The sequence below is a fragment of the Rhodococcus sp. (in: high G+C Gram-positive bacteria) genome, assembly GCF_049286785.1.
Lineage (GTDB): Bacteria > Actinomycetota > Actinomycetes > Mycobacteriales > Mycobacteriaceae > Rhodococcus_F.
This window is the reverse complement of record NZ_JBAQEO010000540.1, coordinates 1-4,873: the sequence shown is the minus strand read 5'-3', so window position 1 is coordinate 4,873 and position 4,873 is coordinate 1. Positions and strand designations below refer to the sequence as shown.

Below are 4,873 nucleotides of genomic sequence, written 5' to 3'. Positions count from 1 at the left end.
CCGGAGCATCGTCGATCAGGTGTTTGCCGAGGCGGGTGAGCATGGCGCACGCGCGGCTGGGATGATGGCGGCCGACCAGGTTGGCGGCGAATCCGCCCAGCCAGCTGGGCGGATCAACCAGTGCTTCAGCGAGATTGGCGGCGCGGACGGTGATCCTGTGCGGCGAGCGTTCCCAACAGGGTCGGCACCGCCCGGCGCCGGTCAGTCGGGCGACCCGGCCGCAGTCGACGCAGGTCGTATCCGGATTCGGTGGCCGGCCTGGACGCGAACACGAACCGCAGTAGCCGGTGTCGGATCGCAAGTCCCGGCGTTTGCCGCAGCGCGGGCACTCGGCTCGATCGGCGTCTCGCCGTTGCCGTCGGAGACACTCTTTGCACAGGTCTCGGGCGACGAACAGCACCGGCGCGTCGCAGATCCGGCAGGTGCGCGAGCAGCGCACGCAGCGGCCGGTGTCCGGCTGCAGCACCCGGTCGATGCCGCAGCGCGGACAGGGTTGCTCGACCGGGGCGTGCGAGGCCGCCCAGTGGCAGCGTGCACACAGGTCACGGTCGGGTTTGCCGACACCGCGGCCGCAGCGACGGCAGTCCCGGATCCGGAGGGTCATGCTCAGATCGGCGGCATCGACCGGCCCCGCCGCGACGTTGGCGTGTCGTTCGCCGCGACCTTGGTCGGGTTCAACGAGATCGGTTGTGCGACTGGGGTAGTATCGATGTCGAACAGGTCGTTCGGTGTGCAGTCCAAGGCGGTGCACAGCGCGATCAGGGTGGACAGCTTGATCTGGCTGGGCTGTTTGGTGAACAACGCCGACACCGACGCCGAGGACAGCTCCAATCCGGCCTTCTCCGCGAGCAGCCGTTGCAGCTGGGCGCCGGTCCAGACCTCGCGGTGGGCGGCGGCCATCCGAAGTTTCCACCTGATCTGCATGCTTACTCCTGTACGGTCAACTCGGTCAGCGTCGCCGAGATCGCGTGTTGGTAGGCGTCTTCGATGAACGTTTCCGACGGGCGCACGTACCGCATGGTCGACGCGACCGTCCAGTGGCCTAGAAGTTGTTGGATGGCAACCAGATCCACGCCGCGCTCGTAGTTATGGGTGGCACAGGCACGACGCATCCCGTGCGGGCTGAACCACTCCGCTTCGGGCCGACCCTCCACGTCCATCAGGTGCCGCAACCGGTTACGGATCGTGGCCGCGGCCATCCGGCCGCCGGACTCGTCACACAGCAGCACCGAGCTGTCCGGGAACCGGCCACGGACGTCATCGAGATACCAGCGCAACACCAGATCCAGCCCGTCCAACATCGGCACCCACCGTGGCCGGGGCCCGGATCCCTTGGCGCCCTTTCCGAAGCGCACATGCAGCTTGCCGAATGTGCCTCGCCCGAAGTGCACGTCACCGCGGTCGAGCATCACGACCTCTTCGGCTCGCAGGCCGCCGTGATACAGCGTGCGGAACAACGCGTAGTCCCGCGCGGCCGGGCCGTATCTGCGCGCGGTCGCGATCCGCGCCTTGAGGAACTCGAAGAATGCCGCCACCCGCTCCGGCGTCGGCGGCGCATCCGCGCTTGGCGAGTCGTCGCTGACGTGGCGGGCGGCATTGAACTCGTCCAGCGGACAGGCCAGCCGCACCCCGAACGCTGTCTCGATCTCCGCCGCTTTGCGGACCTCGAGGAACCGGTGAAAGCCCTTGAACACCTGCACATAGTTCCGTCGAGTCGACACCGATCGGCCCGAGCTGGCCAGCTCGCCCACCACCCTATCGACGTCGGCGGCTGTCACCTCCCACACCGGCCGACCAAGCGCCGCCAGCATCCGCTCCAGCACGCCTACGTCATTGGCGATCGTCGATTCCGCGAACCCACGCGCGGTCCACGACGCGACAAACGCCTCCACGCATTCGGCCTGGAACCGCTGCGGATCTCGCGTCGCCATGACCGGTGCGACGTCGCCCGAGATCACCCGCAATCGCTCGTCGCCCACCGCACGCCTTCCTCGCACCTAGCGTTTCGCGGTAACACCTTAACTCGCGGGCTTACACCTCGAAGATCAACGACACGCCAATCAGTGGGAAAACCTCAGGCAGCAGCACAAAACTACGGAAACGAACCTGTGCTCGTTCCATATCCTTCACCGCCGTCGCCGGCCCAGATACCCAGGATGTCGCGTTCACCGTTTACGGTGACACCGATAGCGACATACATCGGCTGGTTCGTGACCTGCGCGTCCCGGACCTTGACGTGCACGGCGTCGATGAAGATCACCGGGTACACACGCTCGAGTGGCCGGTTCTGCCATTCGGTCATTTCCCCGACGACTTTGTCGGTGATGCGCGAGATGGTGTCCTTCGATACCGTGGCTCCGTAGATGTCCTGGAAGTGAGCGGACACTTCGCCGGTCGTCAATCCTTTTGCCGTCAGCGACAATACGATCTCGTCGATACCCGTCAGGCGGCGTTGTCGTTTCTTGACGATCTGCGGTGCGAACGAGGAATCGATGTCCCGCGGGACGTCGATCTCCACCGGACCGATCTCGGTGAGCACAATCTTCGACCGGGTGCCGTTACGGGAGTTGCCGCTGCCCCGGCCGGCGGCGTCGTGTTTCTCGTAGCCGAGGTGCTCGGTCATCTCCGCATCCAACGCCGTTTCGAGGACGTTCTTGGTGAGCTGGTTGAGGAGCCCGTTCGGGCCCATCAACTCCACGCCCTGCTCCCTGGCCTGGGCCAGGAGCTGCTCGGCCAACTGCTTCTGATCCACCTCGGTTGCTGCCATGGGATCCAGTGTTTCGGTCATCATCGATCCTTCCCGCCAAGCTGGGCTCGGCGTGTCGAACCAAGGATCGGATCAACCGTTATTCAGACAGTCCCTGAATTAGTGAAGCGTTTTGAATGCTGGGTGCATGGTTGCAGCGGCATTGTCTGTCAGTGACGAACAGCGGGCGGAGTTGGGTCGGATGGCTGGGTCGACGACGCTGCCGCACCGGAAGGTGGTCCAGGCGCGGGCCTTGCTGTGGGCGGGTGACGGGGTGGCCAATGCCGAGATAGCCCGACGCTGCCAGGTGACTCCGGATGCGGTGCGACGCTGGCGTTCTCGCTTTGCTGAAGAGGGCACTTCCGGGGTCGGTGCGGTCGCGAAGGGGCGAGGCCGCAAACCGAGTTTGCCGGCGGGCACGGTGGAGGAGGTGCTGCGGTTGACGCATCAGGAGCGTCCGGCGGACGGCTCGACGCAGTGGAGCACCCGGACGATGGCCGCCCGCGTCGGGATCGGTAAGGACTCCGTCGCGAAGATCTGGGCGGACCACAATCTTAAGCGTTGGCGGGTCACGACCTTCAAGATCAGCAACGATCCCCGTTTCGAGGAGAAGCTTGTTGATGTCGTTGACTGTGCCTGAACCCGCCCGCGCGGGCGGTGGTGTTCTCGTTCGACGAGAAGGCCCAATGTCAGGCCTTGGACCGCACCCAGCCGTCCCTGCCCATGAAGCCAGGTCGTGCCGGGACGATGACCCACGACTACAAGCGCAACGGCACCATAGACCTGTTCGCGGCGATGAACGTCGGCACCGGGGATGTTCTCACAGACCTGCGAAAGGGCCACGCCGGAGCCGACGTGCTGCGGTTCTTCAAGCAGATCGACGCCAGCGTCCCGCGCTCCCTCGACGTTCACGTCGTGCTGGACAATCTTTCGCGCACTCGACCCCGGAAATCAAAGCGTGGTTGGCGCACAAGAACCGTCGCCGGTGGCACCTGCACTACACCCAGACGTCGAGTTCCTGGCTGAACCTGATCGAACGGTGGTTCAAAGAACTGGCAGACAAGCGGCTGCGCCGCGGCGTCTTCACCAGCGTCGCGGACCTTGCCGATGCGATCACCACGCGGGCGCAGCACTGGAACAAGGAACCCAAGCCCTTCGTGTGGAAAGCGACCGCGGAAGACATCATCACCAAAGTCCAACGCGGCCGTTCCGCCCTCCGCAAGATCAAATCGCAGACACGCCCTAGTCGTAGTGGTATCGGGCCTGCTGTATGACGACGGTGTCGTCGACGATCACGTATACCAGGCGATGTTCCTGGGTGATGCGCCGCGACCACACGTTGTCTTCCATGTGTCGCAGCCGTTCGGGTTTCCCGATCCCCTCGTAGGGGGACCGTTTGATGTCCTTGATCAGTGTGTTGATCTTGGCGAGAATCTTCCGGTCGTTGGTCAGCCAGTACGTGTAGTCGTCCCAGCCGTCGTCGGTGAAGGCCGTGTTCACTCGATCAGTTCCCTTTCGGTGTATTCACCGCGCCGGGTCGCCTCCAGGCTGCGGAACAGTCGGCGAGCGTTCGCCGGGCTGGACAGCAGGTAGGCGGTCTCCATGATGGAGTCGTAGTCGTCTTTCGAGATCAGGACGGCGTTACCGTTCTTCGACACGATCTCCACCGTGGTGTGGTCCTCGTTCACCTGGTTGACCAGACCGAAGAGGTTCTTCCGGGCTTCGGTGGCGGTAATAGCGGACATGGGTCACCTTCTTTTCCTCGCGTCGTGGGCGAGAGCCGCACCTGCCGTGGGCAGGCGTACTCGATGCTCAATGCCATAAACAGTACCATCCATGTACGTAATCTGGTACATACTGTCCATTTCGTGTTCGGGCACGCGAGAGGTTCCCGACCGGGGCTTCCGGTACCAGTACCAGTACCAGTACCAGTACCAGCATCACTGACCTGTCGTTGCCGACTGGGGCGATCGACATGCGCGCCGATCTCCCGAATCTCAGGACGCGGTGGCCACGGCCTCCGGGGCGATCGAGGAACGGGATCGGAGAATCCGCATCGCTGTCGAAAAATCTGGTTGGGAGGGTTGCCCGACGGTCGAGGAGATCGCCGACGTCACTGGGCTGGGG

4 protein-coding genes and 3 pseudogenes are annotated in these 4,873 nt (G+C 64.2%); 1 reads left to right on the top strand and 6 read right to left on the bottom strand.

From position 1 onward, the window contains the following. The 4 genes and pseudogenes from WAW17_RS19570 to WAW17_RS19555 all read right to left on the bottom strand — a co-directional run. A pseudogene (locus WAW17_RS19570) lies at nt 1–610 on the bottom strand (hypothetical protein); the annotation flags it as partial. Continuing rightward, nucleotides 607–924, bottom strand: coding sequence for a helix-turn-helix domain-containing protein (locus tag WAW17_RS19565; protein ID WP_422334585.1), 318 nt, complete (start codon nt 922–924; stop codon nt 607–609). The gene WAW17_RS19565 and the pseudogene WAW17_RS19570, both read right to left, overlap by 4 nt. Nucleotides 925–926: 2 nt before the next feature. Beyond that, entirely contained in the window at nt 927–1,979 is a 1,053-nt protein-coding gene (locus tag WAW17_RS19560; protein ID WP_422334584.1) for a tyrosine-type recombinase/integrase, read from the bottom strand. 143 nt (nt 1,980–2,122) lie between these two features. Further along, nucleotides 2,123–2,788 (bottom strand): annotated as a pseudogene (locus WAW17_RS19555) (IS256 family transposase); the annotation flags it as partial. Nucleotides 2,789–2,894: 106 nt separating this feature from the next. On the opposite strand from WAW17_RS19555, the pseudogene WAW17_RS19550 reads away from it, so the two are divergent. Beyond that, nucleotides 2,895–4,020 (top strand): annotated as a pseudogene (locus WAW17_RS19550) (IS630 family transposase). Here the strand turns inward: WAW17_RS19550 and WAW17_RS19545 are convergent. Further along, nucleotides 3,989–4,246 (bottom strand): Txe/YoeB family addiction module toxin, encoded by a 258-nt coding sequence (locus WAW17_RS19545; protein WP_422334583.1) that lies wholly within the window; start codon nt 4,244–4,246, stop codon nt 3,989–3,991. The pseudogene WAW17_RS19550 and the gene WAW17_RS19545 overlap by 32 nt on opposite strands. After that, nucleotides 4,243–4,491 (bottom strand): type II toxin-antitoxin system Phd/YefM family antitoxin, encoded by a 249-nt coding sequence (locus tag WAW17_RS19540; protein WP_422334582.1) that lies wholly within the window; start codon nt 4,489–4,491, stop codon nt 4,243–4,245. The genes WAW17_RS19545 and WAW17_RS19540 overlap by 4 nt, the downstream gene beginning before the upstream one ends. Nucleotides 4,492–4,873: the final 382 nt, after the last annotated feature.